Here is a 23607-nt window from a genome sequence, read left to right on the forward strand (position 1 = left end):
TCAGTGATGCATCTTTGCGCCCTTGAGTGCCTTGTCCACCGCGTTACGCGGGCCGTAGGTGGCCATCCCGACCAGGTCCAGCTGCTCGGACGTGACGGCGCGGACGGCGGCCCGGTTGTCCCGGTCGTTGTTCGTGGCGAACAGGTCGGAGGTGAAGACCGACACCGGCAGGTTACGGCCGATCGCCCGGGAATGTGCCGCCTGGAGCAGTTCTTTGCCACCCACGAACACGAGTACGGGCTGCCGGAACATCGACAGGTACTGCACGTCGCTGGCGTCCTCGTACGGCTGGCCGATCACCTCGGGCACCGCCGTGCCGATCCCACTGACCAGGAACGCGGTGATGTTGAGGCGCTGCCACGTGAGCAGGTCGTCGCGTAGGAGAACGGCGATCTTGGTGTCGAAGCGTACGGATGTGGTGTCAGATTGCATGATCCGATGATCGGCCGTGCCGGTCCCGCGGTCTTGTACGATTTTGACGTGTCGGTGACCAGCGCTGGCGCGGCGGGCATGGAGATCTCCGCTTGGCGTCCGCGCCTGGGCGGTGTGGTGGAGGTGCTGCGCGCCCATCTCACTGGTCACGCCTATCCGATGCATGCGCACAACACCTGGAGCGTGCTGATCGTCGACGATGGCGCCGTGCGGTACGACCTCGACAAGCACGAGCGCGGCGCGTTCGGCGACCTGGTCACCCTGCTCCCGCCGTACGTACCGCACAACGGTACCGCCGCCCACCCGCACGGCTTGCGCAAGCGCGTGTTCTACCTGGAGCCGGACCGGCTGCCCACCGGCCTGGTCGGGGCCGCTGTGGACAACTCGGCGTTCATCGATCCCGCGCTGCGCCGCCGGATCTCAGCCCTGCACACGGTGATCGGGCAGGCCGGCGAGGAGCTCGAGGCCGAGACCCATCTCGCAGAGATCACCGAGCGGCTGCGCGCCCGGCTCGGCCACGCGGGCCGGCCCGAGCGACTCGACCGGGCCCCGGCGTACCGGCTGCGGGACCTGCTGGAGGAGCACGTCGTGCCGGGCGTCTCGCTCGACGAGGCGTCCCGCGTGCTGCACTTTCACCCGGCCTATCTGGTGCGGTCGTTCACCCGCGAGTTCGGCATGTCGCCGCATCGGTACCTGATCTCTCGCCGGGTCGACCTGGCCCGCCGGCTGATTCTGGCCGGGGAGCCACTGGGATCGGTCGCCGGGGCGAGCGGCTTCTGCGACCAGCCGCACCTGAGCCGCCACTTCAAGCGGATCCTCGGCGTTAGTCCGAAGGCGTTCAGCAAGGGCTGAGCCGCCCGAGGCCGACAGCAGGGCAGCCGGACGAACTCGACGAGTTGGCGGCCGGCGCGGGTTGGCAATTATGGGAGCGATGGTCCTGGTGGGACTGTGCCGAGTTCCGTACCGACTCCCGCAACCACGTCAGCGTCTACCGGTTGGGGTGGGACCGGCGGCGCCTGGGGGAGGGGCGGCGCTTGGGGAAGGGGCGGCCGAAATGTCGAGGGCGCTGGCGACGACCTCGCGCAGAGCCTGCTGTACCGCCTCCCGTCGACCGTTGCCGTCCACAACGACGAAGCTGTCGAACTCTGGTAGGGACCGGTAGGCACGTCGATAGCCGGCGAGAAAGTCGATGCTCTCCCGATCGATGCCGCGACCTTCGATACGTCGTTGAGCGGCAGCCGGATCGACGTCGAGGAAGATGGTCAGGTCGGGAGTGGGGAGCGCGCGGTTGAGGCGTCGCAGGAACTCCTCGTTGTCCGCCCGCTGCAACCGAACTGCCGCATATTGACAGTAAGTGTAGCGATCCATCAACGTGACCGATTCCGGATCGGCTGCCGTTTCGTTCAGCGCGGCGAGCGTAACAAATTTACAGCACGCCGGGATCAGGCGGATAATATCTGGACCCAACATGTCGAGGTGATCCTCGAAGCCATCTTCCCGAGCGATCTTGTCGAGGGACTGTCGGACCGGGAGAAGGGTCTGATGCGGCAGTTGACGTGCGGGAACACCGAGCGCTGTGAGCCACGATGCGAGCTCCTTCACCTGTGTCGTCTTGCCTGCTCCGTCGATGCCGACGATGGCGATCAGCCGGCCGGGAACGTTCAGGTCAAACACGCATCAGCCTTTCTTTAGGGCCAGCGAGCATCGCCCGCCCCGCAGGGGGCTACGCGGTCTACGCGGGTCAGCGTTCGTTCCACGCCGACACTTCCGTGAGGAACGTGTAGGGATAGTCGGGAGTCGCCGGCTCGCTGACCTTGTCGAGAACCTCCATGGCGGCGGGATCGAGGTGCAGGTTCGCTGCCTGGAGGCTTGTGCGTAGCTGGTCGGCCGTGCGGGCACCGACCAGAGCAGCGGTGATGCCCGGCCGGTCCATCACCCATGCCAGCGCGACGTGCGCCGAGGTGAGGCCGTGTTGTGCCGCGACCTCGGCGAGTGTCTCGACGGTACGCCAGTTCCGCTCGGTGCCGCGCCGGGAGAATGCCTCCAGACCCCGGTTCGGGTCGTCGCCCAGCCGGCTTCCCGAAGGCGCACTGGAAGCGCGGCGATACTTGCCGGTCAGCCAGCCCGCCCCGAGCGGGCCCCACACCATGGTGCCCATGTTGAGCGCCCGAGTCGCCGGAAGCTGCTCCCACTCGGGCTCGCGCACGAGCAGGCTGTACTGAGGCTGCAGCGAAACCGGTGCGGCAGCCCCGGACCGCAGCATCTCGGAGTGCAGTAATGCCGTCTGCCACCCAGCGAAGTTGCTGACCCCGACGTGCGCCACCTTGCCTGCCGCGGTGGCCTCGACGGCGAAGGCAGCGAACTCCTCGAGGGGTTCTCGGGGGTCGGGCCCGTGTGCTTGGTAGATGTCTATTCGTTCGACGCCGAGTCGCCGCAGGCTGGCGTCCAGCGCCCGGTGCAGATAGGCCCGGCTCAGGCCTGCACCCGACTGGCCGGTAACCGGAAATCGCCCCTTGGTAGCGAGGACCAGGTTCTTGCGGTGCTCCGGGCGGTCCCGCATCCAACGGCCCAGAATCTCCTCGCTGCGGCCGTCGGCGTAGACGTCGGCATTGTCGATCAGCGTGCCGCCAGCCTCGACGAAGGCGTCGAGGATCGCGTACGCCGTGTCCTCGTCGGCCTCCTGCCCGAAGGTCATGCAGCCCAGCGCTAGCCTTGACACCATCGGCCCGTCAGCACCTAGTCTGCGCAGTTCCATCGTCCACATCACCTTCTCTGGAGTGGGAACCTGTCGGTCCGCACGGGTCACGTCCGCACAGGTCCTGGGAGCCACGGTGACCTATCTCGTGGGTCGAAGCATGCAACGGATCCAGAGCCAGCTGCCACCCGGTTTCGAGACGCCTCACTGTTGTAGCGAGCACTGTCAACGCGGGCCCCAAACTTTTCAGCGGAGCCGACAAGCACTACGGCGGCTCGCGCCCAACCTCCCCGTTCGCACGGTGGAGGCCCCGATGGCTACGGGCTGACGGACTCCGACCAGGCCGCCGTCAAGGCCATCGCCCGGGCACGCGGCGTACCGGAACATCTGGACCGGGCGAGGATCTTCCACGCTGCCATTGCACTCGGCGTCGGACTGGCCTGCACTCGGCGTCCCCGTTGCCGAGGTGGCCCGGCACGCGGAGTCGGTGCAATTCTGGCCGCCAGCTTCGTCTCCGCCGCCGCGCGCGCCGCCGTGGCCTTGGGTAGTCGCGGGCGCGCTGGCGGATATTTTCGGCCTCGTTCAACACTGAGGGGAGACGGTGGACCGTGACCATCGTGATGATGGGCATTGCCGCCAACGTGAGCAGTGCCGCGTGGAGGCCGGCACGGTCGGCGATCAGCCCGAACACCGGGGCGAAAAGACCTCCCACGGACACCGCGAGGCCGAGTGTGACGCCGGAGACGGTGGTCGCCCGCCCCGGTAGGTAGCGCTGGCCGAGTGTGACGTTCACCCCGAAGGGCAGGTAGCTACCGACACCAAGCAGGGCGACCGCCAGCCATGCGATCCACGGAAGTGGCATCAGTGCCAGTACCACCAGGGCCGTAGAAGTGGCGGCGTACCCGAACCAGAGGGGCAGGGCTGAGCATCGACTGCCACAGCCCGGAAGGGCTCGCTGCCTTCTGGTGCGGGGTTTTCGGGTTCACGGTTCTCGACCGTGGCGAGGACATCATCGAGATCGGCTCCGGGGTGCCGGACCTCGAGGATCTGTGGGCTCGTCAGATGCCGGTCACCCTGGTCTTCGTCCGGGTGCCCGAGGGCGAGACCGTGAAGAACCGTCTCCACCTTGACGTGAGCCTGATCGACACGAGCACCAAGGACGAGGTGGAGCGGCCGATCGCCCTGGGCGCCGGCAGGGTCGATGTGGGTCAGGGCCCGGACCGCCGCTGGGAGGTTAGCGACGATGAGACGAAGGTTTGGTCGACCACCTCGGGGCGTCGCCCCCGCGTATCCGTGCCGCTGCGATGTCCGGGAACCGGGCCGTGCCCTTCCGTCCCTCGAACAGGCCGCGCCGTGGTCCGTGAGGCTGCCGGCCGAGAGTGCGCGGTCGTTCTTCAGGGCGGAGACGTTCCTGTGCGTCCGTGTCAGTACCTGACGTCCGAGCACCCATCGAGCACCTGCAGACCCCGTGCCCGCACCGGGGCCTCCCTTCTGGCAACACTGCGTCCCGTCGAGCACAAGCTCAACGGGACGAATCCGCCGACGCCATGCCAGCAAGTGGGACGGGGTCGCCCTTTTCGTGGCTGCCCTGCGGGGGTGCCCGTCAGCTCGCGGGGGCCTCGAAGATCAGCCGGATCTCGGTGTTGGTGTACCCGGCTCGCTCCAAGGCCGCGGCCGTCGGTGTGTTGGTGGTGTCTGTCGTCGCCGTGATCAGCTTCGCTGCGTCGGCGGCGTGTAGCCGGGTGATCTCGCCGAGTATCTCGTCGATGTAGCCGCGTCCGCGCATCGCGGGGACCACGCCGAGGTAGCCGACGTTGCGGTTGTATGGCGTCGCCGACGGGATGGCCATGCCGGCCAGTTCGCCCTCTGACGTGTAGGCCAGGCGCCACCATTCCCGTTAGCCGGGGCAGCTCAGGTAGAACTCCACGTCCTCGCGGGCCTGCCGGTCCGCGCCGAGCATCGGCAGTTCGCGCAGGGTCGCGATGTCGAGGCTGCCGACGGCGATCTGCTTGAAGGCCTCGAGGAATGTCTCGTCGTTGCTGTCGGGGTGGAATTCGAGCTGGGTGGCGGGTGCGGGGAGGCCAGCTTCGGGGGTCCATTCGTACTGCAGCCGCTCGACTTCCTCGATCAGTCCGGCGCGGCGGGCCGCTTCGCTGCGCCAGGCCACTGCCGCCGCTACCTCGGGTCGCTCGCGCCAGCCGTTGTCCAGTGAGATGTTGTATTGGGGCCGTCCCTTGGCGCCGGCCCGCTCGAACGCCGCGTGTCCGGCCGCGAGTAGCTCCGGTCCTCGACAGAGCCGAGGACGTGCAGGCAGTCCAGGGCGACCGGGTGCTCGGAGTCGGAGCGGCCCCACCACAGGGCGCGTGCGACGATCCGTCCATCGTCGTCTTCGGCGATCCAGGTCCACTCCGGGCGAAAGCGCTGCTCGGCGTATTCTTTGTCGAACCGTTCCCTCGTGATCCAGCTGACCGGCTCGTCCACGATGAAGTTGGCGACCGAGCCGGCCTCAGCCTCTGCAGCTGTCCGGATACGCATGCCGCCTCCAGTGGTAGGTTTTCATTGGTGCCTGTGGTCACGTACAGATCGGACATGGCGACGAGAATGCGTCGGTCGTCACGGTACGGTTCCCGGGTCTGCGTTGCCAGGAAATTGTTGACGACCCTCCCGTCGTCGCGCTGCCACGGGAAGCTCATGGCAGCCTCCTCGTACAGTCTGCGGATCAGAACATCATCTGCCAGTGGCGAAACATGTGCCTGGCCGGGCTCGACGATCGCTATAGTCCGGCTTCATGACGTCCATCACGACGAGTTCGGTCGAGTACCCGGCCGACGGCCTGACGATGATCGGGCACCTCGCGCTGCCCGTCGGCGTCGACCGGCGGCCGGCGGTCCTGGTCGGACCCGAGGGGCCGGGGCTCAACGACTTTCAGCGTCGCCGGGCCGACGCCCTCGCGGAGTTGGGGTACGTGGCGCTGGCCTTCGACATTCACGGCGGACGCTGGTTCACCGACCCCCAGGAGATGCTGGCGCGCCTGAATCCGCTGCTCGCCGACCCCAACCGGATGCGGGGCATCGGCCACGCGGCGCTGGACGTGCTGCGCGCCGAACCACGAACCGACCCGGACCGGATCGCCGCCATCGGCTACGGCATCGGGGGAGCAATCGTGCTGGAACTCGGCCGCGCCGCCGCCAATCTGCGCGGGATCGCAACGATTAACGCAATGACCACGGGTCGGCCGGGCGAGGCGGCGCACATCCGCTGCCCGGTGTGGGCCGGGGTCGGGTCGGAAGACCCGATAGTGTCGCCGGCCCAACGGGACGCGTTCACCGCCGAGATGCAGGCCGCGGAGGTCGATTGGCGGCTTGTTGTCTACGGGGGTGCCCTGCACGCCTTCCACCATCCACCGATGGGGCCCGACCAGACTGTGCTTCCCGGCGTCGGCTACCACCAGCGGCACGCGCAGCGGGCCTGGCTCGACATCGTGGCCCTGCTGGCGGAGTGCCTTCACGTACCGGAGGCCCGCGCTGCCGCTGCCGCAGACCTCCAAGGGCGTGGCTGAACGCCCTGGTCAGGCCGGTCGCGTCGGCTAGGTCGGCGAGCAGCCGGGCATCAGCGTGACCGAACACGCCCCGCCCTGCGGGTGCCGAAAATTTCATCCGTGCTGGTCAGGCGGCGTTCTCGTATTCGTGGAGGAGGCCGCCGAGTCTGTCGTGTCGGTGGACGTGCAGGTGCGTCAGCGTTGTGGGGTCGGTGATCGGCTTGGGCAGCGGACGCAGTGGTCGGGCGTTGGCGATGCCGCGGTGCGGGCGGTGCTGGTTGTGGTGGTGTTCGTACTCGCGTAGGGCGTGTAGCAGGTGGGCGTGGTTCCAGATCAGTGCCCGGTCGAGGAGTTCGTGGCGGCAGGCTTGGATCCAGCGTTCCGTGATCGAGTTCATGCGGGGTATCCGGACACCGCTGCGCACGGCTGTGATCCCGGAGTCGGCGAGGACTGTGTCGAGTGTGACCTTCGAAGGTCTACGGCGCTGAATCTTCGCCGTTAGTTGACGCTGTGCCGGGTGGTGGTGTGCGGTATAGCTTGGCGCGTGAGACGCCGAGCAGGTCGGCAATGTCGGTGATGGGTAGGCCGGCGCCCTTGAGCTCGTGTGCCAACTCGTGTTGCTCCGGCGTGAGCGGTGGCGGTCCTGGTTGCCGGCCGGGTTTGCGACCGGCGGCGATGGCCGCGGCGAGCCCATCGCGTGTTGCTTTGGATTGCCAGGTCCTGCGAGCGTCGATCAGCCCGTGGGTGACCTGGAGGAGCAGCTCGCCGTGCTCGGCGGTGTCGAGCTGTTCGTGTAGGGAACGGAACTGGACGCCGCGGCAGCTGAGTTGGTCAAGCAGGCCGACCAGATCTTCCAGGGACTGACCGATATGGATGAGTCGGCAGACGACAAGTGCGCCACCGGGCGGGATGGCGGCGAGCGCGTACTCGAGTTGAGGCCGCGCGCCGCGGATGGAGATCTGCTCGTCGAAGTAATTTGCGGTGCAGCCGGCGGCTACCAGCTGGGCGTGGATCTGTGTGGTCTCCTCGCCCATGCGAGGCCGGGCGTAGCCGATGACGGTCACAGCACGCCGATGACCAGGGACTCGCGGGCGGCCTCGACGACTTCCTTGGTCACCACGACCAGGTGGTTGATGTCCAAGACTCGTTTGATCTGGGCGACCAGGCGGGCGGTAAGCCGGAAGTTGCCGCTGGTGATGCGGATAATCGTGGCCAGGGCCTCGGCGGTGGTGAAGTCCTCAGGGTCGTGCAAGCCGAGTTCGGGCCAGTGGCGGGCGAGGACGAACGCCTGTTCCTCGGCGGAGAGCACCCGGAAGTGGTGGACGAACCCGACCCGGCTGTAGAGCTGCGGATAGCGGGCGAGGCGTTTTTCAATGCCGGGCATGCCGATGAGGATCAGCCCCATACCGGTGCGGTCGTGCCGGTCGCGGAGCTGTTCGAGCGTCGGGGTTTTGAGCCGGTCGGCCTCGTCGACAAGCAGCAGTTCGGCGAAGCGGCCCTGATGCCGCGACAGCATGGGCGGGTTGTGGTCGGGGTGTTGCAGGGTCTGGACCATCCAGGAGACCCGGTCCTGGATGTGGGCAAGTTCCTTCTCCAGCCGGCCAGGGCTGTTGTGGACCTTCGGGGTGTAGACGGCGCTACGGGTGTCGAGGATCTCGCGCGGGATGGTCTCGGCGTGGAAGAACTTGAAGGTCTGCACGGCGTGCTCGACGAGGTCCCAGCGGGCGTACCGGCGTGCTGAGAGAGTCTTGCCGACCCCGGGCGGGCCGTGGCAGAGCCCGATGTAGCGCTCGCGGCGGACCGCGTCGGCGAACTCGGCGAAGCGCCGGTACTCCTTGGTCACCACGAATGGCGCCTCGGCCGGCGGTTCCTCCTCGATGGGTTCCGCCATGTCCAGGCAGGCGACGGCCGATTCCTTGGCGGCCCACTGCTCCGGGGTGTCCTCGACCTGCACGTTGGGGTCGGTCATCGTGTCAGTCCTCCCGGTAGAGCCTTAACACCGGCGTGACGGGCGCGGCCGGATCGGTGAGTGGTGGCGACGGCGATGGTTCGGGTGGCTGGTGCACCGCCAGGAGCCGGTCGACGACACTGGCGCGGTGGGTCAGTCCGTGGGCCAGGCCGCGCCGGCGGGCATTGCGGGCGGCGGTGATCTCCTTGATGCCGATGCTCTGCGCCGCGAGTTCGGGGCAGATGGCCCGGCACAGGAACTTCTCGTCGTGGAAGACGCGGATCTCGGCGATATCGCGCGGGTCGTAGCGGATGGTGACCGACTCGCCGACGTACTCGCCGAGCACGGTGGTGTCGAGGTATCGCACCCCGAACAGGTGGATGCCGTCGGGGTGGACCTTGCGCGGCTTGGCGATGGTGAGCAGCAGCAGGTCGAGCTGTTCCAGGCTGGCCGGCAGGTGTGGCAGGAACCCGGTGGCGTCCCAGCGGGCCTGCGGTGGCTGGCCGGTCTCGCTGTGCGGCCGCTGGTTGTACTTCGCCACGATGAATCGGCCGATCGCCGCGTCGAGCTCGGCGAGGCTGAGCTTCGCCTGCCCGGCCCGGTCCTTGGTGCCGCGCGGGGCGTAGCCGGACAGGGTGGGCAGGCACATCTGGTTGATCGTGTCGAAGTACCGCTCGATCTTCCCGCGACCACGGGGCTTGCCCGGCTGGGAGAACACCAGGCGGATTCTCAGATCGGCGGCGACTTGCTGCATGTGGGCCGAGGCGAAGTCCGAACCGTGGTCGGTGTAGAAGGTGCCCGGGATTCCGCACACGTGCCAGCCTGGTTCGCTCTTGCGCCAGATCGCCTGCCGCAGCGCGAGCGCGGTCTGGATCGCGGACGGTGCGCCGAGGTTGACCGCGTACCCGGCGATCGCGCGGGAGTGGTCGTCCTCGATGACGGTCAGCCACGGCCGGGCCGGCTTGCCCGACGGCGCGATCACCCACAGGTCGAGCTGGGTGTGGTCGGCCTGCCAGACCTCGTTCGGCCCGGCCGCCTCCCGGCGGTGGATCAAGTCGAACACCTCCCGGTACCGCTTCTCCCCGTCCAGGGCCAGCGTGCGCATCGCCGGGTCGATGTCCCGCACGATTGCGTACACCGTGGCGTAGGAGGGCACCGGCCAGCCCTCGTTCTTCGCGACGTCGACCACGAGCCGGTGCACATGCGCCGCCGATGGCCCGGGCGGGCGCAGCGCCAGGCCCTCGATCAGCAGCCGCAGATCGTCGGGGAGCCGGCGCGTTCCCCGGTCGGCGCGCGGCGCCCGGGCGAGACCGGCCAGTCCTTCGGCGCGGTAGCGGGTCAGCCAGCGTTGCGCGGTCCTCAGCGCGACCTCCGCCTCGCTGGCTGCGCGGAGCAGCGGCACCCCATCTTCCAGATGCGGCCGCAGCACCCGCCACCGATGCAGCGCCTGTGCCCGCACGGTCTCCGGCAACTCGGCTAGACCGGGCCGCGACGGCGGAAGGGGCGAGCCGCGCACCGCCGTAGATTAGGTGCAAAATTGTCAATATTCGAGTGGGACACGCGGACTGTTCCACATTCTTGGAAGTGGAACAGCAACCAGGAATCCATTCGCGACGCCGACAAACGGCACCCACCCGTTCCACAATTCGTCCCACAATGGGTGTTCCGAAAATGCGGTTCAGCGCCGACTTCCGGTACGATCTCCGGATGGCTACCGCCGCACCGCACCCTCCAGCCGGGCTCGACCTCGGCTACGCCCGCGTCTCCACCACCAAACAGAGCCTCGAACGGCAACTCAACGCTCTTACCGCGGACGGCATCCCAGACGAGCAGATCTTCACCGACAAAAAATCCGGCACCACAATCAACCGCGAGGGCCTAGCGGCACTACTGCGCTACGCGCGAGCAGGCGACACGATCGTCGTGCACACCCTCGACCGCCTCGGCCGCAACCTCCGCGAGGTCCTCAACCTCGTGCACGACCTCGCCGAGAAGCGCATCGGCGTACGGTCCCTCGCAGATCCGCTGCCGATCAATACCACCGATGAGGGTATGGGCCGCATCGCCTTCCTGCTCCTAGCACTGTTCGCCGAGATGGAACGGACCTTCACCGCCGAACGCGCCGCGCATGCCCGCGCCGCAGCCGAGGCCAAGGGCCGGCACGTCGGCCGCCCCATCGCCCACTCCGCCGACAAGATCGAATACGCCCGGCTACTGAAGGCCCAGGGCACCAGCCTGGGAAAGATCGCCGCCAAGACCGGCATCCCCAAGACCTCCCTGCACCGCTACCTCGCGGACCCAGCCTCGGCGGAACTCGTGTGAGCGCGTTCGATCTCGACGCTGAGCTGTCCGGTGACGCCGCATTTAGGCTCGTGGCGCCCTCATACGTGCGGCTGTTCTGGCGCACGTCGGTGCTGGATACCGTCGTCGCGACGCTGCGGGAACAGGGCTACCAGGTGGTGCGGCTGGACGCCTCCACTTGGCCATCGGAGGCGGATCTGCATCGTGACATAGCCGCGGCGCTGCACTTTCCCGACTACTACGGCCACAACCTCAACGCGCTCAACGACTGCCTGAGCGACGTGGTCACCTACGACTACGGCACCACCCCGGACGCGACCGGTCTGGTGCTGGTCTTTACCGGCTACGACACCTTCTCCCGCCACTGTCCCCGGACAGCGCAGGTCGTCTTGGACATCATCGCCGACCAGGCCCGCGCAGCGGCACTGTTCGGGCACCGCGTGTGCTGCCTGGTGCAGTCCAACGACCCGGCCATCCGGTTCGAACCAGTGGGCGCGACGCCAGTGACATGGAACGACGCGGAGTGGCTCGACTCCACCCGTCAGCAGGACCGGCCATGACCGAGTACCCCTGGCCCAACCCGCGCGACGACGACCCGGACCGGCTCCGAAGGGCCTGGCCGACAACCGTGCAGGCGCTACCGTGCGGAGCACGGGTCACCGGCACAGTCATCGCCCGAAAGCCGTTCGGCGTGTTCATCCGCATCGACGGCATGCCCGACGCCCTGGGATACGCCGAGAGCACCGCGATAGCCCACGACGTCGTCCCGCCCCTCGGTACTACAGTCACCGGCGAAGTGACATGGCATGTCAGCCTCACTCACGAAGTTCAGCTACGCCTGCTCGTCGCGCTGCAAGGGCCCGACGCCTCTATCAGCGCGAACGACGTACCAACCGCTGCGGCCCGGCTTGTGCACCTCGCACACACCTTCATCAACTTCGCCAACGGCACCTTCCAGTGGGTTGACCTTCAGCACTTCCGCCTACCCGAGACGGCCGACGACGACGGCGCTCTCCTGGCAGCACTGATCGCACATGAGCGTTTCGGCAACAACTACGCCGGCAGCGACCCCGGTGGAGACCCCGAACGGCACGGCCCGTACTGGCGTGAACGGATCAGGCCCGCCTGCTACGACCCGATCGACGCCGACGCAGCCCAGCGGCACCTACGCGCCTGGGCCGAGCAACTCGCACCGCTTCCGGAGCACCTGCGGCCCGACCTGGAGCAGGAGGCGTACCAGCGGCTACGCGCCGCCGACCGGGTGTACAAGCTACGCGACCTCGGCCCGGCGGCCTTCCACGACTGGGGCGGCGTCCACACCGAATTCCACGAACTGGTAACCATTGACCGCATGAACCGCATCCTGTCCCTGCTGGTCGCGGCCGATGACTGAACACCACCACGACCAGCGAACCCCCACACCGGTCACGGTGGCGGCCTGGTTCATCCTCGGCATCGCACCCACCGAAAGCATCCCCTGGTGGGCCGCACAATGGCTGGCCGACGGCCACGACAGCCCAGCGCTACGGGAACTTGCCGGGCTCAACAGCCGAGACTCGCACACCGTCAACGACCTACTCCCCGCCGCCCTGGCCGAGCTGGGAATCGCACTGCCATCCACCACCATGGCAGCAGCCGCCACAGCATTCCGACAACTAGCCGAGATGTGCCTGTCCGAACGCGCAGGCGAACTCTGGGTCACCCAACAAGTCGAAGACATCGTCATGCGCGCCAACTACGACAACGAGGTGATCGACCTTCCCCTAGGCCAGCTCTACGGCACCGAGGACGCGTGGCAAGGCGGCTGGGGGCCACCGATCGAGGAACTCAAGAACACGGTGCGAGCCTGCTGCACAGCACAACTACGCGCCACTCAACCGTAGAGTTCCACCGCCACTAACCGGCGAAGGTCACAGTGTCGAGCAGGGCAGGGTATTTGCTGTCTCGATTCCGGATCAGGTACCTCATCTGGCATCCAGCGTCCTCGAGATCCATCACGAGGTTGCGGGCGGCCTGGGTGACCCAGGCGGCGGTCGGGTGGGCGGTGGCGCCCAGGACCCGGATCCGGCGGGTGGCGTGGTCGATGATCGCCAGGACGTACAGGCGGGCGCTGGTCAGGGTGGTGGTTTCGAAGATGTCGGCGGCGATGGTGGCGTGTGCCTGGGGGCGCCGTCGAGGGCGAGCAGGTCGAGGAGGCCGGACGCCAGGCCTTCGGCGGTGGGCAGACCGTCGGGGTCGACGAGCCATTGCACGATGAGGCCGCTCAGGATCGCGTAGCACATCGCGCCGACGTTCCTGGCCCGCTGGGGTTCGGCTGTGGGGTCGATACCCAGCATCTGCGTGGCGAGGTTCTCTCGCGCGTCCGCGAGTGTGCGACGGAGCGCCTGGCGCAGCTCGGAGTCCTCGTCGGCCTGTGCGATGAGTTCGAACGATGCGGCGAGCACGCCGCGGTTGCCCTCGAACGACTCGACCACCTGCCCCCAGGCGGCGGCCAGATGATCAGGCAGCGACGTACGGGCCGGTACCGACCGCAGCCGACCATCCAGGGTGGCCGACCACTCCTCGAGCCCTTCCGTGAGGGCGGCGAGGAGCAGGGCCTCGGTGGTCCCGAAGTGGTAGCCGATGGCCGCTGTGCTCACCCCGGCCGCGGAGGCGACGTCACGGGCGCGGGTCCGTGCGTACCCACGCTGGTCGAGACAGGTCCGCGCGCCGCGCAGCAGGGCAGCTCGATTGTCGACACGCATTGACACACCCCTTCGAGTTGGTACGTTTGTGCAACACGTCTGTGTAATGCGGGCGTGTGGTACGTCCCAGGAATGTAGCCCGGCTGAATCTGGTGAGTCGGCCGACCCGGAAGAAGGACTCTCATGACCCGACGTCGTAAGGTCGTACTGTCGATTGCCGGGGCGCTCGTGGGCCTGGTGGCCCTCCTGGCATTCCTCGGCTCGGTCCGCGACACCCACATCGTCACGGTGACCCGCTCCACCGACGCCTGCCGCGACGCGATGTGGGACCTGTGGGCCGACGTGCCCGCCCGCACCGAGTGGGACAAGGGCCTCGACTACATCGAGCTCGACGAGCCCTTCGAGGCCGGCGCCACCGGCACGGTGAAGGTCCAGGGACAGGACCCCATCGCCTACGAGGTGGTCGAAGTCGTGCCCCAGGAGCGTTACACAGACCGCTTCAAGAGTCTGCCGTGGACCCACACCGACTGGCACCACACGATCGAACCCAACGACCAGGGCGGGTACGACGTCACCTGGCGACTGGAGGCGCGCGGCCCTCTCTCGATCCTGACCCTTCCCATCACCACCTCCATCTTCGGAGCGGAAGTCCCCGGTGCCGTGGACGAGTTCGTCGGCCTCGCCGAGTCCCGCTGCTGAACGACCACGCCGGGCCTCTGCCCGCGCCGGCCAGGAGCAGCGGCGTGGAAGGTCGTCGTTCGCCGGCGGCTACCCCCATCGCGGTAACGTGCCAGGTGCCTCGTTCAGGGCGGGTCAACGGCCTCCGGCGCGGTCGAGGTGCCGCCGACGCAGCGCGTACCAGGCGGCGCCGATGGCGAGCACGCCGATTCCCGCCCCCACGCTGGTTGGGGGCAGGCTGGCGGCCAGCGTGAGGCAGCCGGCCAGCCCCAGTACGGCGAGCAGCCGTACCGGCAGCCGGCGGTCCGGGTCGCGGCCGAGGGTGAGCGCCGCGGCGTTGGTGATTGCGTAGTAGACCAGCACGGTGCAGCTGGAGAAGCCGATTGCCCCGCGGATGTCCCCGACGAGGACCACGGCCGCAACTACCGCGGCCACCGCCAGCTCAGCTCGGTATGGCACTTGGTGCACCTGGTGCACGGCGGCCAAGCTGACCGGCAGGTCCCGTCGGCGGCCCATCGCCAGCAGGGTCCGACCCACGCCGGCGAGTAGCGAGAGCAGCACTCCGATCACCGCCACGGCTGCGCCGGCTCGGATGCTCGCGGTGGGCCACCCCGGCAGCTTCTATGGGCGCGTGACGGTCATCGACGACACCGGCGGCTGCGCAGAGTACGGCCACAGTGGCCGTACTCGCGGGCTACCGCGCCGGCACGTTTACCCGGCTCGACAGTGGCACCGGCTTCGTCGCGCTCACCAACGCCGAATCCGGTAAGCGGATCGGGTCGATGCGGGCCTTGCCGCGCGCTGGACCGATGCGGGCGCCGCCGTATAGGGCTCGTATAGCCGCCGACGGCACTCTCGACCTGCTCGACAAAGGGCTCGCCCCTCCTAGCCGGCGCGCCCCGAACCGAACGGAGCCGACATGCCGAACGCCGACCTGACCGTTGGCCTTGACGCCGCCCGTAAGCAGGAGATCAAGACGATCGTCTGCGACATCCTCGAGCTCGAGGAGGACGAGGTCAGCGAGACCAGCCTGTTCAAGGAGGACCACGAGGCGGACTCGCTGAGCGCCATCGAGATTCTCGCCGCCCTCGAGCGCAGCCAGCGCGTGACCATCGACCAGGCCGAGCTGAGCCGGATGGTCAACCTCCAGGGCATCTACCAGGTCGTCGAGCAGGCCTCGCGCCGCTGACCGCTCGGCCCCGACCGCAGATGGGTGAGATGATGCAGCACGCTCCAGCACCGGGCGCCACGCGCCGCCGGGTCGTCATCACCGGCCTCGGTGTCATCACCAGCATTGGCACCGGCGTCGAAGCCTTCGCGTCGGGGCTGCGGGAGGGGCGCAGCGGCGTCAAGGCGATCGCCGCCTTTGACACCGCCGGCTTCGCCCACGCCCAGGGCTGCGAGGTGGACGACTTCGAGCCGGACGCCTGGATCCAGCGCCTCGATCCCGCGGAGCTGGGCCGGGCGAGCCAATTCTCGGTCGCCGCCGCCCGGATGGCGGTCGCGGACGCCGGCCTCACCGAGGACAGCGTCCGCGCCCGCCGGTGCCTGGTCTCCGTCGGCACCACCGACGGGGAGTCCCGCGACCTCGACGAGCTGGTCGAGGCGGGACTCCGCGACGGGCCGGAATCCTACGACCCGGTGCGGGCCCGGCGGGTCTCGGCCGGCCGGCTGTCCGCTGGCATCGTCCGCGAGCTCGCGCTCGAGGACGTCGAGGCCGTGACCATCCCGACCGCGTGCGCGGCGGGCAACTACGCGGTTGGGTCCGGGTACGACGCCCTCAGCAGCGGCGACGTCGACATCGCCCTGTGCGGCGGTGCGGACGCCATGTGCCGCAAGACGTTCACGGGTTTCTACCGGCTCGGCACTATCGCCCCGGAGCTGTGCCGCCCGTTCGACCGGGACCGCGAGGGCATCCTCACCGGCGAGGGCGCCGGGATCCTGGTGATGGAGAGCCTCGACTCCGCGCTGGCCCGCGGCGCGCACATCTACGCCGAGGTGCTCGGGTACGGGCTCGCCTGCGACGCGCTGCACCCCGTCGCGCCCGACCGGGACAGCATCGCGCGTACGGTTCGCAATGCCCACCGGCACGCGGGTGTCACCGCCGATCAGATTGACTTCGTCTCGGCGCACGGCACCGGCACCAAGGCCAACGACGTCACCGAGTGCGGGGCGCTGCGGCAGGTGTTCGGCGACGACGCCGTGCCGCGCACCATCTCGATCAAGTCGATGATCGGGCACAGTATGGGCGCTGCCAGCGCGGTGGCCGCCGCGGCCTGCGCCATCGCGGTCTCCCGCGGGTTCATCCCACCGACCGTCAACCACCGCGTCACCGACCCCGAGTGCGCGGTGGACTGCGTGCCCAACGAGGCGCTCGACATGGAGCTGGACATCGTGCAGAACAATGCGCTCGCCTTCGGTGGCAACAACGCTGTGCTCATCATGCGCCGGTACCGGAGCGCGGCATGAGCTGGATCGTGACCGGTATGGGCGCGGTCGCCAGCGTCGGCGCCGACACGGAGGAGATGTTCTCCGCGCTGGTCGCCGGCCGCAGTGGCATCGACGAGCTGCGCGGCTTCGACCGCAGCCGGTTCCGGGCGCAGGTCGCATACGAGATCGACGACCGCCCCGAACTCGGCTCCGACGAGCCGCTGCGCGCTACCCGCTGGCTCGTGCAGGCCGTCGCGGCGGCGGCCGCAGACGCGGGGCTGGGCGACGACCTGAGCGAGGTGCCGGTCCTGGTCGGCACCACCCTGCGCGAGCTGCGCTCGGTCGAGCTGTCCTGGCGCGACAAGATTCCGTTCCACGTACAGGATCTGCACTTCGGCACGGCGCTGCGGCGGCACTTCCGGGCCGCCGACACGCACACCGTCGTCAACGCCTGCTCCGCCTCGCTGTACGCCCTCGCCCTCGGTGCTGACCTGCTTGACCTCGGGCACGCGGACACGGTGGTGATCGCCGGCGTGGACACCCTCACCGAGAGCACGTACGGCCTGCTGGACCGCTGCTATCCCGAGGCCCCCGACCGCGTACGCCCCTTCGACCGCAATCGCCGCGGCATGCTGCAGGGGGAGGGCGCCGTCGCGATCGTGCTGCGCCGGGAGACCGCCGCTCCCGGTCCCGCGCCCCGGATCCACGCGAGGGTGCGTGGTGTCGCGGTCAACTGCGACGCGTACCACCCATCCGCCCCGGAGGCCAAGAGCATCGCGGCGGTCACCGAGGAGGCCCACCGCCGCGCCGGGATCACCCCAGGGGACATCGACCTCGTGCTGCTGCACGGCACCGGCACGCCGCTCAACGACGAGGCGGAGTCCGAGGCGATCAGCGCGGTCTTCGCCGGGGTGGAGCCGATGCCCCACATGACCGCCATCAAGTCCATGACCGGCCACACCGCCGGGGCGTCGGGGCTGCACAGCCTGGTCGCCGCGGTGCTGGCGATGCGTCGCGGCGTCGTGCCGCCGGTGCTCGGCCTCACCGACCCGGTCGAGGCGGTCTCCGGGTTCCGGCTGGCGCGCGGCGCGGCCCTACGGCCCGCCGAGCCGATGCGCCTGGCCCAGATCGACTCCTTCGGCTTCGGCGGCCTCAACGCCGTGGCCGTCATCGAGAGCGCGGAGGACACACCATGACGCCCGAAGGCCGGCGCGCGGTGGTGACCGGGCTCGGGCTCGCCGTTGCCGGTCTCGACGACGCGGGCGATCTGCTGCAGCAGCGCGGGGACCGGCGATACCCCGCCCCCGCCGATCCGGTGCGCCGACTCACCGGCCGCGGACTGCGCTACAAGGACCGCGCTACCAAGCTGGCCCTGGTCGCCGGCCGCGACGCGCTGCGCTCGGCCGGCCTGGTCGGCGAGGACGACCGGGCGACCGTGCCCGGCGAGCAGGTCGGCGTGGTCGTCAGCACCAACCTCGGCAACGTCGACACCGTCTGCGACACCGTGCAGACGATCGCGGAACACACCTACCTCGGTACCAGCCCGATGACGCTGCCCGCGACCTCCAGTAACGTTATCGCGTCCTGGCTGGCGATTACGTACGGCTTCCGCGGAGCGAACCTGACCCTGTGCAACGGGCAGACCTCCGGCCTCGATGCCGTGCACTGGGCGGCGCTGCTGATCGCCGCGGGGCGTGCCGACCGGGTGCTGGTCGCCGGGGCCGAGCCCGACAACGCGCCGGTCCGTCACGTCCTGTCCGGTTCCGGTGTCACCGCGGAGCCGTTCGACGGCGCGGCGGGGCTGGTGCTCGAAGCCGAGTCGGCAGCCCTCGACCGGGGCGTGCGGCCGTTGGCCGTCGTTGGACGCTACGCCCGGTGCGCCTCGCTCACGACGGCCATCGCCCAGGTGACCGCGGGAGCGGCCCCGGTCGGGCTGTGGTGCCTGCCGGAGCGCGGGCCCGCTCCTACGGGGGACGTCGTGACGGGTGCGCACCGCATCGACCTGTCGGCGACGTGCGGACCCGCCTCCGGCGCGCTGGGTGTCCTGCAGTGCGTGGCCGCGGCGGCGTGGCTGCGCGGCCCGCACGCGGGGTCCGTGCTCGCCACCGCCGGCATCGGCGACGCGGGAGGCGAGGACGCGGCCGCCGCGGTCGTCCTGTCCTCGTACGCCCCGTGACGGCGACGGGCGCACGGCTGATCCGCCCGGCCACCTCCGACACTCCGCAGCGGGTACTGCTGCTCTCCGGTCTGGCGGGCAACGACGCGGTGTGGGAGCTGTTCGCGGGCGGGCTCCCGGACGGCGCCGAGGTATGGATGGCGGAGTTGCCGTGGAGCTCGTTCCGCGACCCGGCGTGGAGTCACCGCGGCGACCCGGCGGAGCGGGTCGGCCACTCGCTGGCGGCGATCCCGGGCACAGTGGACGTCCTTGTCGCGCACTCCTTCGCGGTGCCGCTCACGTTGGAGTGGCTTGCCCGCAACGCGGACCGGCCCCGCTCGGCCATAATGCTGGCGCCCTTCCACCGCGCCACCCCCGGCGATTTCACCTGGGACACCGCCTCGACGTACCTCAACGGTTTCCACCGGATCCTCGAGGAAGGGCTGCGGGTACGTTCCGTCGGCCGGCTCGGGGATGACGTCGTCGCGGGGATGGCCCGGCGGGTGCGGGACCGGATCGGGCCGTACGGCTGGACCCGGTTCTTCGACGCGTACCTGCGTACCCCGTTCCTCGACGTCGCCGCGCTGGACCTGCCCGTGCGGATCGTGGCCGGCGCCGACGACTTCTGCGCGCCGCCCGGCGATGCCGCGGCCCTTGCAGCGCGCCTGCCGAACGCTCGGCTGGAGATTCTCACTGACTGCGGCCACTTCCCGATGGCCGAGCGACCCGGGCACTGCGCCGGTGTCGTCGGGGACCTGCTGCGGGAGCTCTCCCGCCTGACCACCACCTCAAGGAGCTGACGTGACCCTGACCCTGACCCCGTCGCTGACGGAGCCGTCCGAGCTGACGATCCGGCCCCGCTACGAGGGCTCCAACATCTGCACCTGGATCGGCTTCAAACACGTCAACTACCTCGTCGAGGAGTCGGTGCTGAACCACCTGCGTGAGGGCGGGCTGCCGCCGGGTGCGATCTACGAGACGTACGGCCTGTGCACCGACATCGTGGACATCGACACTCGCATCGTGCACGCCCTGCACATCGACGACGTCGTCACCGCCACGGTCCGGCCGCACCGGCGCGCCCGCGACGGCGAGCTGCTGTTCGGGGTGGTGCTGCAGGTCGCCCGGGAGGAGGGCCTGGTCAAAGCCGCCATGTCGACCGTACGGGTGCAGCTGCGCCACGACCCTCGCGGCGGGGGAGACCAGCCGATCCCGGCCGTGCTGCACCCACATGTCGTGTCGCAGCTGGGCGGGGCTCCCGGCTGGGACGTCGAGGCGCCCGAGGTCAACCTCGACACCGACGACCTGATCAAGCAGCTGACCGCCGGCAGCAACGCCTTCGCCTGGAAGTGGCGCATGCCGTACTGGTATTGCCACTTTACCGAGCGCGTGCAGATGTCGGGCTACCTGCGGCTCATGGAGGAGGTCGTAGACCTGTTCCTTGAGGACCGCGGCGTGTCCATCAAGACGCTGCTGGACGAGCAGAACTGGATCCCGGTCGTGCCGCGCTCGCGGATCACCGTCCTCGAAGAGGCCCGCATGGAGGAGGACCTCTACACGGTCTTCACCGTCGAGGAGGTCTTCAAGGACGTCACGTACACGGCCCGGATGGACACGTACGTCGTGCGCGACGGCGCCCTGGTGCACACCTCTACGGGCACCATCACTCACGGGTACGCCCTCATCGAGAACCGCCGCGACTGGAGCTTGGTTACCTTCGACGACCGGATGAACGCCGCCCTGGCCGGTACGTCGGCATGACCACCGACGTCATGGTCACCGGTATCGGCGCCGTCTCGTGCCACGGCACCGGCGCGGACGCGTTGTGGAAGGCCATGACGGACGCCGTGGCGCGCCGCCCCGACCGCCCCGCCGATCCGCCGGCGGTGATGGACCGCCCGCTAATCCACCTCGCCCCGGACAAGGATCTGACCGGCGCACGCGCAACCCGGTTCGCGGTCGCCGCGGCCCGGGAGGCGTGGCGCGACGCCGGGCTAGGCCCCGCCGAGGCCGGTACCGGGGCGGCGGTCGTCGTCGGCAGCTGCATGGGCGAGCCGGGCATCAACGAAAGCGACCGGCGCGGGGATGTCGCACCGGAACAGGGCTGGCTGCCGCCGTTCCGGCTCGCAGCCGGGGTTGCCGGGGCGCTCGGGGTGCTCGGCACGGCCCAGGACATCGCCAACGCCTGCACCGCCGGCGGGTACGCGCTCGGCGCCGCGGCAGACATGATCCGCGCGGGTGATACCTCCGTGGTCGTCGCCGGTGGCGCGGACGCGTACTCGCGGGTGGCGCTGGGCTGCTTCAACCGGCTCGGCGCCGTCGACCCGCAGCGGTGCCGCCCCTTCGACCGGAACCGGGGCGGCACGGTCTTCGCCGAGGGCGCGGCGATGCTCGTCCTCGAGTCGCGTGAGCACGCCGAGGCGCGCGGAGCCACCGTGCCCGGCGGTGGCCTGCGGATCGCCGGCACGGGCTGGAGCTGCGATGCCGGGCATCCCACGGCGCCCGAGCCGGAGGCGGAACAGATCGTGCGCGCAATGAGCGAGGCGCTCGCCGAGGCCGGCGGCGCCGAGGGGGTCGGCTGCGTCGTGCCGCACGGCACCGGCACCCGACTCAACGACGTTCTGGAGAGCCGGGCGCTGCACCGGGTGCTGGGCGCCCGCGCTGGCCGCGTACCGCTCTTCAGCCTGAAGGCGTTGCTGGGCCACGCGGGCGGGGCGTCCGGCGCGCTCGGTGCCGTGGCGGGTGCCCAGATCCTGCGACACGGCAGTGTCCCGCCCAATGTGCGCCTCGACCAGCAGGACGAGGAGTGCGACGTGTGGCTGCCCCAGGACGGGCCGGTCCCGCTCGACGGGGGCCAGGTGCTGGTGAACGCGTACGGCTTCGGCGGCAACAACATGTCCCTGATTCTGGAGGCGGCATGAGTGCAGTTGCGGTAACCGCGGTCGCGGTGGTGAGCCCCGGCGGCGACAGCGCCACGGCGGCGCTGGGCGGCACGGGCACGGCGGCTGGCTGGTTCGACCATCGCACCCGCCTCGGTGCGCGGGGATATCGCTACCTGCCGCCCGCGACCCAGTACGCGCTCGCCGCGGCCCGGCACGCCGCCGACGGCACGGCCCTGGCCGAGATCCCGGAGGTACGCCGCGGTCTGGTGCTGGCCACCAACGGCGGACTGGGACGCCTCTTCGACGACATGGACCGTCAGGTCGCCAGTGCGGAAGGCGCGGAAGGGCTGGCGCCCGTGAGCGCGCCGTACTTCGCAGTGAACGTCATGGGCAACCGGGTCGCCGCCGACCAAGGCCTGAAGGCGTTCGCGCTGACCATGGCCTCCCCGCGGACAGCCGCGATGGACGCCGTGGAGGCGGGCACTCGCGCGCTGCGGGCCGGTCGCTGCGACCTGGCCCTGGTGGCCGCGACCGAACATCACCTGCCCGACGCCGGCTCGGATTCGGCCCCGGGCGAGGAGGGCGCGGTCGCCTTGGTGCTCGAGGCGAGCGACGGCCGGCAGGAAATGCCTGTTCTCCGGGCGGGATCGCTGTTCGTGCCGCCACAGGTCCTCGCCGCCCCCGGCGGCACGGAACGGGCCGCCGTCACCATCAGGGCCGCCGTCCGCCGGATCATTGGCGATGCGGCGCCCGGCCTGCGGGTGCGGCTGATCCTCGACGGCTCGGGCCTTGCGGAGCTGATCGCGCGTACGGTGCCCGCCGCCCTGGTTGGGCCGGACGTCACCCAGCACCGCACCGAGTCGCCGCTGGGCTGCCTGACTCCGGCGCTGCACCTCGCCGGCGCCCTCACCGGCGAGTCGGGCGACACCCTGCTCGTCACCGCCGTCCACGACGGGCATCTCGCGATCACCCTGGCGTGCCGCCCCGGCGCACGTCGTCGGTCCCCCCGGCAGGAGTCCCGGCCATGATGAAGTCCCTCTCCGGCACGTGGTGCCTCGTCCTCGGCGCGTCCAGCGGGATCGGCCGGCAGATCTGCCTCGGCCTGGCCCGCGAGGGCGTGCACGTAGCCGGGGTCCACTTCGACACCGCCGCCCGTCAGGACGAGGTGGCGGAGCTGGTGACCCGGCTGCGCGACTTCGACGTGCGCGCCGAGTTCTTCAACGCCAACGCGGCGAGCCGCGAGACGCGTACCCGGGTCGTCGCCGCCCTGTGTCAGCTCACCGGCAGGACCGGCATCCATCTTCTCGTGCATTCCCTGGCCTTCGGTTCGCTCGTGCCGTTCCTGCCGCGCGACGGCTGGGACAAGACGCTGTCCTCGCGGCAACTGGAGATGACCACCGACGTGATGGCGCACAGCCTCGTCTACTGGACCCAGGACCTGCACGCCGCGGGCCTGCTGCGCCCCGGTGCCAAGGTGTTCGCAATGACGAGCGCCGGGGTCGGGCAGGCGTTGCCGAGTTACGGCGCGGTGTCCGCGGCGAAGGCGGCGCTGGAGTCGCACGTGCGGCAGCTCGCCTGCGAGCTCGCGCCGCACCGGGTCGCGGTCAACGCGCTGCGGGCGGGCGTCACCGTCACTCCCGCCCTTCAGCTCATTCCCGAGCACGCCGGCTACGTCGCCCGCGCCGCGGAGAACAATCCGCACGGGCGGCTCACCCAGCCGGAGGACGTCGCCGAGGCGGTGGCGCTGCTGGCGCGTACCGATTCGTCCTGGATCACCGGCAACACGATCGGCGTCGACGGCGGGGAGTTCCACGCGGCCGCCGGCGCCTGGGGACCGTCCCCGTCGTGGCCCTGTGGAAGCTGA

Annotated in this window: 25 protein-coding genes and 2 pseudogenes; 17 read left to right on the plus strand and 10 right to left on the minus strand. The window is 69.7% G+C overall.

Going from position 1 to position 23607, the window contains the following annotated elements:
* Entirely contained in the window at nt 1-432 is a 432-nt protein-coding gene (locus H0524_RS21035; protein WP_180200190.1) for a DUF2000 domain-containing protein, read from the minus strand.
* 6 nt (nt 433-438) lie between these two features.
* Here H0524_RS21035 and H0524_RS21040 point away from each other — a divergent pair, with 6 nt between their 5' ends.
* A complete protein-coding gene (locus tag H0524_RS21040; protein ID WP_180200191.1) occupies nt 439-1284 on the plus strand; it encodes an AraC family transcriptional regulator in 846 nt (281 codons plus the stop codon).
* Nucleotides 1285-1413: 129 nt separating this feature from the next.
* On the opposite strand, the gene H0524_RS21045 is transcribed toward H0524_RS21040, so the two are convergent.
* Entirely contained in the window at nt 1414-2106 is a 693-nt protein-coding gene (locus tag H0524_RS21045; RefSeq protein ID WP_309225185.1) for a dTMP kinase, read from the minus strand.
* 67 nt (nt 2107-2173) lie between these two features.
* Nucleotides 2174-3154, minus strand: a complete 981-nt coding sequence (locus H0524_RS21050) for an aldo/keto reductase (RefSeq protein ID WP_255436124.1) — start codon at nt 3152-3154, stop codon at nt 2174-2176.
* Nucleotides 3155-4054: 900 nt separating this feature from the next.
* On the opposite strand from H0524_RS21050, the gene H0524_RS25140 reads away from it, so the two are divergent.
* Nucleotides 4055-4837, plus strand: coding sequence for a VOC family protein (locus H0524_RS25140; protein ID WP_309225187.1), 783 nt, complete (start codon nt 4055-4057; stop codon nt 4835-4837).
* Here H0524_RS25140 and H0524_RS25505 read toward each other — a convergent pair.
* Nucleotides 4731-5662, minus strand: a pseudogene (locus H0524_RS25505) (GNAT family N-acetyltransferase). The gene H0524_RS25140 and the pseudogene H0524_RS25505 sit on opposite strands and share 107 nt — an antisense overlap.
* Before the next feature lie 253 nt (nt 5663-5915).
* Here H0524_RS25505 and H0524_RS21065 point away from each other — a divergent pair.
* Nucleotides 5916-6686 (plus strand): dienelactone hydrolase family protein, encoded by a 771-nt coding sequence (locus H0524_RS21065; protein ID WP_180200192.1) that lies wholly within the window; start codon nt 5916-5918, stop codon nt 6684-6686.
* Nucleotides 6687-6792: 106 nt separating this feature from the next.
* Here the strand turns inward: H0524_RS21065 and H0524_RS25165 are convergent, their stop codons facing one another.
* From H0524_RS25165 to H0524_RS21085, 4 genes are all read right to left on the minus strand, one after another.
* Nucleotides 6793-7062 (minus strand): integrase core domain-containing protein, encoded by a 270-nt coding sequence (locus tag H0524_RS25165; RefSeq protein ID WP_255436128.1) that lies wholly within the window; start codon nt 7060-7062, stop codon nt 6793-6795.
* 79 nt (nt 7063-7141) lie between these two features.
* Nucleotides 7142-7729: a recombinase family protein gene (locus tag H0524_RS21075; protein ID WP_218942374.1), complete on the minus strand. Its 588-nt coding sequence runs from the start codon at nt 7727-7729 to the stop codon at nt 7142-7144.
* Nucleotides 7726-8634 carry an AAA family ATPase gene (locus tag H0524_RS21080; protein ID WP_255436129.1) on the minus strand — a complete coding sequence of 303 codons (909 nt, stop codon included), beginning with the start codon at nt 8632-8634 and terminating at the stop codon, nt 7726-7728. Before H0524_RS21080 ends, H0524_RS21075 begins: the two co-directional genes overlap by 4 nt.
* Before the next feature lie 4 nt (nt 8635-8638).
* Nucleotides 8639-10129 carry a Mu transposase C-terminal domain-containing protein gene (locus H0524_RS21085; protein ID WP_218942375.1) on the minus strand — a complete coding sequence of 497 codons (1491 nt, stop codon included), beginning with the start codon at nt 10127-10129 and terminating at the stop codon, nt 8639-8641.
* Between the two features lie 155 nt (nt 10130-10284).
* On the opposite strand from H0524_RS21085, the gene H0524_RS21090 reads away from it, so the two are divergent.
* Genes H0524_RS21090 through H0524_RS21105 form a run of 4 tightly spaced genes read left to right on the plus strand, consistent with a single transcriptional unit; the run spans nt 10285 to nt 12797 of the window.
* Complete coding sequence (locus H0524_RS21090) at nt 10285-10935, plus strand: recombinase family protein (RefSeq protein ID WP_180200230.1); 651 nt, start codon at nt 10285-10287, stop codon at nt 10933-10935.
* Nucleotides 10932-11474, plus strand: a complete 543-nt coding sequence (locus H0524_RS21095; protein WP_180200194.1) for a barstar family protein — start codon at nt 10932-10934, stop codon at nt 11472-11474. Before H0524_RS21090 ends, H0524_RS21095 begins: the two co-directional genes overlap by 4 nt.
* Nucleotides 11471-12307 (plus strand): hypothetical protein, encoded by an 837-nt coding sequence (locus H0524_RS21100; protein ID WP_180200195.1) that lies wholly within the window; start codon nt 11471-11473, stop codon nt 12305-12307. Before H0524_RS21095 ends, H0524_RS21100 begins: the two co-directional genes overlap by 4 nt.
* Entirely contained in the window at nt 12300-12797 is a 498-nt protein-coding gene (locus H0524_RS21105) for a hypothetical protein (RefSeq protein WP_180200196.1), read from the plus strand. The genes H0524_RS21100 and H0524_RS21105 overlap by 8 nt, the downstream gene beginning before the upstream one ends.
* Before the next feature lie 231 nt (nt 12798-13028).
* On the opposite strand, the gene H0524_RS21110 is transcribed toward H0524_RS21105, so the two are convergent.
* Nucleotides 13029-13658 carry a TetR/AcrR family transcriptional regulator gene (locus tag H0524_RS21110; protein ID WP_180200197.1) on the minus strand — a complete coding sequence of 210 codons (630 nt, stop codon included), beginning with the start codon at nt 13656-13658 and terminating at the stop codon, nt 13029-13031.
* A gap of 123 nt (nt 13659-13781) precedes the next feature.
* Here H0524_RS21110 and H0524_RS21115 point away from each other — a divergent pair, with 123 nt between their 5' ends.
* Complete coding sequence (locus H0524_RS21115) at nt 13782-14297, plus strand: SRPBCC family protein (protein ID WP_180200198.1); 516 nt, start codon at nt 13782-13784, stop codon at nt 14295-14297.
* A 114-nt stretch (nt 14298-14411) separates the two neighbouring features.
* On the opposite strand, the pseudogene H0524_RS21120 reads toward H0524_RS21115, so the two are convergent.
* Nucleotides 14412-14870, minus strand: a pseudogene (locus tag H0524_RS21120) (amino acid permease); the annotation flags it as partial.
* A gap of 325 nt (nt 14871-15195) precedes the next feature.
* Between H0524_RS21120 and H0524_RS21125 the strand changes: the two are divergent.
* The 9 genes from H0524_RS21125 to H0524_RS21165 are packed head-to-tail and all read left to right on the plus strand — an operon-like array spanning nt 15196 to nt 23607.
* Nucleotides 15196-15465, plus strand: a complete 270-nt coding sequence (locus H0524_RS21125; RefSeq protein ID WP_180200199.1) for an acyl carrier protein — start codon at nt 15196-15198, stop codon at nt 15463-15465.
* Nucleotides 15466-15494: 29 nt separating this feature from the next.
* Nucleotides 15495-16745, plus strand: coding sequence for a beta-ketoacyl synthase (locus H0524_RS21130; protein WP_255436131.1), 1251 nt, complete (start codon nt 15495-15497; stop codon nt 16743-16745).
* A complete protein-coding gene (locus H0524_RS21135; RefSeq protein ID WP_180200201.1) occupies nt 16742-17902 on the plus strand; it encodes a beta-ketoacyl synthase N-terminal-like domain-containing protein in 1161 nt (386 codons plus the stop codon). The genes H0524_RS21130 and H0524_RS21135 overlap by 4 nt, the downstream gene beginning before the upstream one ends.
* Entirely contained in the window at nt 17899-18882 is a 984-nt protein-coding gene (locus H0524_RS21140; protein ID WP_180200202.1) for a beta-ketoacyl synthase N-terminal-like domain-containing protein, read from the plus strand. The genes H0524_RS21135 and H0524_RS21140 overlap by 4 nt, the downstream gene beginning before the upstream one ends.
* Nucleotides 18879-19661: an alpha/beta fold hydrolase gene (locus tag H0524_RS21145; protein WP_180200203.1), complete on the plus strand. Its 783-nt coding sequence runs from the start codon at nt 18879-18881 to the stop codon at nt 19659-19661. Before H0524_RS21140 ends, H0524_RS21145 begins: the two co-directional genes overlap by 4 nt.
* 1 nt (nt 19662) lies before the next feature.
* Entirely contained in the window at nt 19663-20622 is a 960-nt protein-coding gene (locus H0524_RS21150) for a hypothetical protein (protein ID WP_180200204.1), read from the plus strand.
* The gene (locus tag H0524_RS21155) at nt 20619-21782 is read left to right on the plus strand and encodes a beta-ketoacyl synthase (protein ID WP_180200205.1); all 1164 of its coding nucleotides are present in this window, start codon (nt 20619-20621) and stop codon (nt 21780-21782) included. Before H0524_RS21150 ends, H0524_RS21155 begins: the two co-directional genes overlap by 4 nt.
* Nucleotides 21779-22771 carry a beta-ketoacyl synthase N-terminal-like domain-containing protein gene (locus H0524_RS21160; protein WP_180200206.1) on the plus strand — a complete coding sequence of 331 codons (993 nt, stop codon included), beginning with the start codon at nt 21779-21781 and terminating at the stop codon, nt 22769-22771. Before H0524_RS21155 ends, H0524_RS21160 begins: the two co-directional genes overlap by 4 nt.
* Nucleotides 22768-23607: an SDR family oxidoreductase gene (locus H0524_RS21165; RefSeq protein WP_180200207.1), complete on the plus strand. Its 840-nt coding sequence runs from the start codon at nt 22768-22770 to the stop codon at nt 23605-23607. The genes H0524_RS21160 and H0524_RS21165 overlap by 4 nt, the downstream gene beginning before the upstream one ends.

Origin of the sequence: Salinispora sp. H7-4 (assembly GCF_013416675.1) — a bacterium.
GTDB lineage: Bacteria > Actinomycetota > Actinomycetes > Mycobacteriales > Micromonosporaceae > Micromonospora > Micromonospora vitiensis.

Excerpts from the sequence above, each read along its gene's own strand:
- H0524_RS21035 (WP_180200190.1), bottom strand. The coding sequence starts at position 432 with ATGCAATCTGACACCACATCCGTACGCTTCGACACCAAGATCGCCGTT.
- H0524_RS21155 (WP_180200205.1), top strand. The coding sequence starts at position 20,619 with ATGACCACCGACGTCATGGTCACCGGTATCGGCGCCGTCTCGTGCCAC.
- H0524_RS21165 (WP_180200207.1), top strand. The coding sequence starts at position 22,768 with ATGATGAAGTCCCTCTCCGGCACGTGGTGCCTCGTCCTCGGCGCGTCC.
- H0524_RS21140 (WP_180200202.1), top strand. The coding sequence starts at position 17,899 with ATGACGCCCGAAGGCCGGCGCGCGGTGGTGACCGGGCTCGGGCTCGCC.
- H0524_RS21100 (WP_180200195.1), top strand. The coding sequence starts at position 11,471 with ATGACCGAGTACCCCTGGCCCAACCCGCGCGACGACGACCCGGACCGG.
- H0524_RS21115 (WP_180200198.1), top strand. The coding sequence starts at position 13,782 with ATGACCCGACGTCGTAAGGTCGTACTGTCGATTGCCGGGGCGCTCGTG.
- H0524_RS21040 (WP_180200191.1), top strand. The coding sequence starts at position 439 with ATGATCGGCCGTGCCGGTCCCGCGGTCTTGTACGATTTTGACGTGTCG.
- H0524_RS21080 (WP_255436129.1), bottom strand. The coding sequence starts at position 8,634 with ATGACCGACCCCAACGTGCAGGTCGAGGACACCCCGGAGCAGTGGGCC.
- H0524_RS21050 (WP_255436124.1), bottom strand. The coding sequence starts at position 3,154 with ATGGTGTCAAGGCTAGCGCTGGGCTGCATGACCTTCGGGCAGGAGGCC.
- H0524_RS21125 (WP_180200199.1), top strand. The coding sequence starts at position 15,196 with ATGCCGAACGCCGACCTGACCGTTGGCCTTGACGCCGCCCGTAAGCAG.
- H0524_RS21090 (WP_180200230.1), top strand. The coding sequence starts at position 10,285 with ATGCGGTTCAGCGCCGACTTCCGGTACGATCTCCGGATGGCTACCGCC.
- H0524_RS21160 (WP_180200206.1), top strand. The coding sequence starts at position 21,779 with ATGAGTGCAGTTGCGGTAACCGCGGTCGCGGTGGTGAGCCCCGGCGGC.
- H0524_RS21105 (WP_180200196.1), top strand. The coding sequence starts at position 12,300 with ATGACTGAACACCACCACGACCAGCGAACCCCCACACCGGTCACGGTG.
- H0524_RS21130 (WP_255436131.1), top strand. The coding sequence starts at position 15,495 with ATGATGCAGCACGCTCCAGCACCGGGCGCCACGCGCCGCCGGGTCGTC.
- H0524_RS25165 (WP_255436128.1), bottom strand. The coding sequence starts at position 7,062 with ATGAACTCGATCACGGAACGCTGGATCCAAGCCTGCCGCCACGAACTC.
- H0524_RS21065 (WP_180200192.1), top strand. The coding sequence starts at position 5,916 with ATGACGTCCATCACGACGAGTTCGGTCGAGTACCCGGCCGACGGCCTG.
- H0524_RS21135 (WP_180200201.1), top strand. The coding sequence starts at position 16,742 with ATGAGCTGGATCGTGACCGGTATGGGCGCGGTCGCCAGCGTCGGCGCC.
- H0524_RS21110 (WP_180200197.1), bottom strand. The coding sequence starts at position 13,658 with ATGCGTGTCGACAATCGAGCTGCCCTGCTGCGCGGCGCGCGGACCTGT.